Origin of the sequence: Pseudomonas avellanae BPIC 631, from assembly GCF_000444135.1 — a bacterium.
Taxonomy (GTDB): Bacteria; Pseudomonadota; Gammaproteobacteria; order Pseudomonadales; family Pseudomonadaceae; genus Aquipseudomonas; species Aquipseudomonas avellanae.
This window is the reverse complement of record NZ_ATDK01000270.1, coordinates 1-3,564: the sequence shown is the minus strand read 5'-3', so window position 1 is coordinate 3,564 and position 3,564 is coordinate 1. Positions and strand designations below refer to the sequence as shown.

General features: G+C 53.7%; 1 protein-coding gene and 1 pseudogene. One reads left to right on the top strand and one right to left on the bottom strand.

Annotated features, from left to right (window positions below):
- Positions 1-110: 110 nt before the first annotated feature.
- Positions 111-194, top strand: a pseudogene (locus DW49_RS1000000130290) (response regulator); the annotation flags it as partial.
- A 135-nt stretch (positions 195-329) separates the two neighbouring features.
- Here DW49_RS1000000130290 and DW49_RS0115715 read toward each other — a convergent pair.
- A complete protein-coding gene (locus DW49_RS0115715; protein WP_005622403.1) occupies positions 330-2,636 on the bottom strand; it encodes a HopW family type III effector protein in 2,307 nt (768 codons plus the stop codon).
- Positions 2,637-3,564 lie beyond the last annotated feature (928 nt).

Below are 3,564 nucleotides of genomic sequence, written 5' to 3'. Positions count from 1 at the left end.
CTGGTCAGTGAGAAATCACTGTCCAGATGCTCGTGGAATCAGTGTCCAAGTCAGCGTGGAATCACTGTCCAAGTGTTCGTGGAATGGGTGTCCAAGTGCGCGTGGAATCCCCACCCTGGAGTTTGGACGAGCTGGTTCACACAGCTAGGTACAGGCTGAACCAGCACATCAATGCCGGTTCAAGAGCAGTATAAAAAGGGTCAATATCCGAGGCGCGGCCTCGTGTAATCAGGCAAGAAGATCAGAAGGCAATTGATGGCGCGTCGCTTGAAAAAAATGGTTGAATCAGCCTGCGACCTGTCTGAAAGGTCGCAGGCATGATCACTCCTTCAACGGTCTTCGAAGGGCTTCCTGGATGAGGAACCGCTCAATGGATCCCAGATAGCCAGTCGATGACTCGACCCAATACCGAAAATGCTAGCCGCAGTGACTTTCTCGGGAGGCAAGTTATTCTTCTCGGTATAGGTATCCACTGCCCGCTGAAGGGGTGATGACGCACCGGTGTTACAATTCCCGACCTTGTCAGTTGCGTGCGGCGGCAATCTTTGAAATTTGGGGGTGGAAGCCAGCAAGTAGTCACGGCGTTGAGCGTCCACTCTCGACTGTAACCCTGTGGAGGAAACTCCTGTTCCGTCGCGACCTAACACCTCGTCCTGGTAAAGCTGATGGAGCGTAAACTGCCTCTTGGCTTCCAGCAAGTCAATGCTGTCCACGTTAGATACTATCTTCAGCCGAGCTTTACGCCCGATGTCTTTTGGCAGATTTTCAAATGCGCGAAGATCCCGCTCCGGGGCTGCCGGCCTTGCGACCCTGTAATCATCGGCTTTCTTTGGCCACATTTCCATCGTGGACAAAGGCAAAAGGCGATAGATGGAAGAGATCTCATTGTGGAGTTCCAATGGATCGACTGCATCTCCCCTGACTTCACAATAGGCATCATGAAACTCTTCGCGAGTAGCAAATGACGATCCAGCGAGCAACGAAATCGCTGCCCTGACAGACGCCGATAACGTGCAAGAAGTTTTCGAATCAGACCTGCCGACAAGCTTATTAAGCAGCTTCTCATCCAAGGCAACAGGGCCACGTTTCGGATCACCCCCAACGCCATACAACACGGCTCCGCTCTTGCGTCCGCGGTTGGGATGACCAGCGACCACGTAGCCATGCGTAGGAATAACGTAACCCCGCGTATTTCTGTTGACGTAATACACAGGGACTTTGGACAACGTCTCAGCTCCCCTAAATTTCAATTCTTGAAGTACAGTGTTGAAGGCTTCCCGCTCATGTCCTTCGGGCAATAAGGGAAATCTGCCGGGATGTCGTGCGTCTACAACCTGCCCATCACTGCCGCACTTGAAGTCGATCAAAGCGGTCGCCCCCTTGATGACACGCGTTACCCTCATCCACCCGTCGCCTAGATCGAGCGTTGTTGCGTCCGCCTTCCCCTTACCATCGGCCATGAATGCGACGAACGCCTGGACACGAGACTGCGCATCTCGCATCCCCAATAGGGATTCAATCTTGTGAGCGATTTTCCCAGCGACCCCGGTTGCGTGAGTCCAGTTCGTCCTCTTTTTCTCTGCATAAAGGCCAGCCGCTTTTTGCGAATCGCCAGCCGCTCGCGCGGGCGCGCGCGATCCAGAATCGCTGGAAGCTACATGTGTCGGAGCGTGGCGCAAACCTTCAAGATGAACACGCTGGCCGTCGAGCGGCCCATCACCGCCCGCCTTGAGCAACGCCTGGCCCAACGTCAACTTTGGTTCGACGACCTCGCAACTGGGCACCAACGTTTCGGCCGACTCGCCCGATATCTCTCCTGATCGGGGCAAGAGACCAGTACTACGCAACTGCTGCAGCAAGCCCCCAGCCTCTTCAGCCAGGGCGCGTAGATCATCCTGCGTAGATGTATCTGGGCAATTCTCCGTTAATGCAGCCAAAGCCTCAGGCAGCTTCTCAAGGCCTAAAAGCGTATCGGCATGAGGATGGAGCAAATGGGCGACATCTCCAGAATTACTATTGAGGCTTTCACTCAGTTGCGCTGCGCGAGCTCTGGCCAGGCAAATGAAACTGCCGAACTTCACATGGGACGGCATACTGACTGGCTTATCGGCCAGAACCTTGGGATCAATATGGATCAAGGCCAAAAGATCCGGAACGCCTCGTACCGGCGCGTGCGACTCACCGAGCATATGGCTTATTGACTGATGCAGCCGCGCAGTTTTCAGACTTTCGCAGACCTGAGACAATGCATCACGAGAAGGATGGGACACGGGAGTATGTGCCAGCTGGCTTGTGCAGCGGTCAATCACCCCTTTGAGCACCTGCTGCTCATCGTGCCCCGGCCAATGCTCGCCCATCGCAGCCTCGGCAAGCTGATTGGCGAGTTCGGCAACAGCAGGAAACGATGTACTCTCACTCTCCAGTTCACGCTGCACTGCACCCAACAGCCTTGTGAAATCTTGCGTCGGCGAGGTGGAAGTGCGCCCGAATGCGGCGTTCAATTCACCGGAGGCGACGAACGCATGGGTACGAGTCTGCTGCGGCGATTGCGCATGGCTGCTCTCGGCTTCGAAGGACGCAGGGGAAATACTCGGCAGGAATGATTGAGACAAGCGCGTGATCTGAGCTGGATTCATTGGTGTACTCCTTTTGTCAGCGGTATAGCGGTGCACGAAAGGACTGATTAGCGCTCCGCCCAGATCGGTTCCCTGCGCCGGGATGAATAAGCATGAACCCAGGGAATTAGCAGAATTCGGCTAAAGTCGTGCTGTAAGCACTCGCGAGACGAAACATGCCTTCTTGAACCAGCGTTAGTGGGGCAGGAATCGCCGGCAAACGTGCGCACCGATGCGACGATGGGACGTAACTGTCACTGGAAGGTATGGACCTGGGCAGAAGGCTGCAACAGGTGCGGGATTTTCTCGACCGGCATGTAGGCTACAGGTCGTTTTACTGGACGCCCCTTGGTGGCTCTCAAGGTCGTTATCGGGCAGAAGCGTATACACCCGCTACTTTGTGGGGTGGATTACATTGCCTATCCGTGAATTTCAAACAAACATTTGGCCCGTGAACATCCGAGCGATAACGCTAAAGTTGGGCTCGCCCTCCATTGCAGGGGAGCCCCACCGCGTATGACCAGTACAGGGGTGTTAAGAGGCTAGCCGCATTTCCCAGCCGCGCTCAATGGATCACATGGCGGGCGATAATCGTTAAGACTGAAGTCCGCGAATGCTGTGCTGGACAAGCCAAAAACTGCGATGCATGCAAACAGAGCCGACCTCAGCGAGATGAAACTTTTCTTTTTCATAAGAATTACCTTGCAGTTGATTGAACACTCACTGAGTGGCCAACCTGACCGCTTCGGTTCCACATAAATCGATATCATGACCATCATTCGGTTTTTTTTGCTGTAGATGAGTGAAGCGTACAGAGTAGCCCAAGCATTCAATCTTCAAGTTCCTAGTGTACTGTTTTCGAAAAAACCAGCTACTAACTAACGTAAAATTCAAATTTTATCAATAACTTAGGTTGCGGGACACGGGTAAATTATTTCGCAAACAGTAC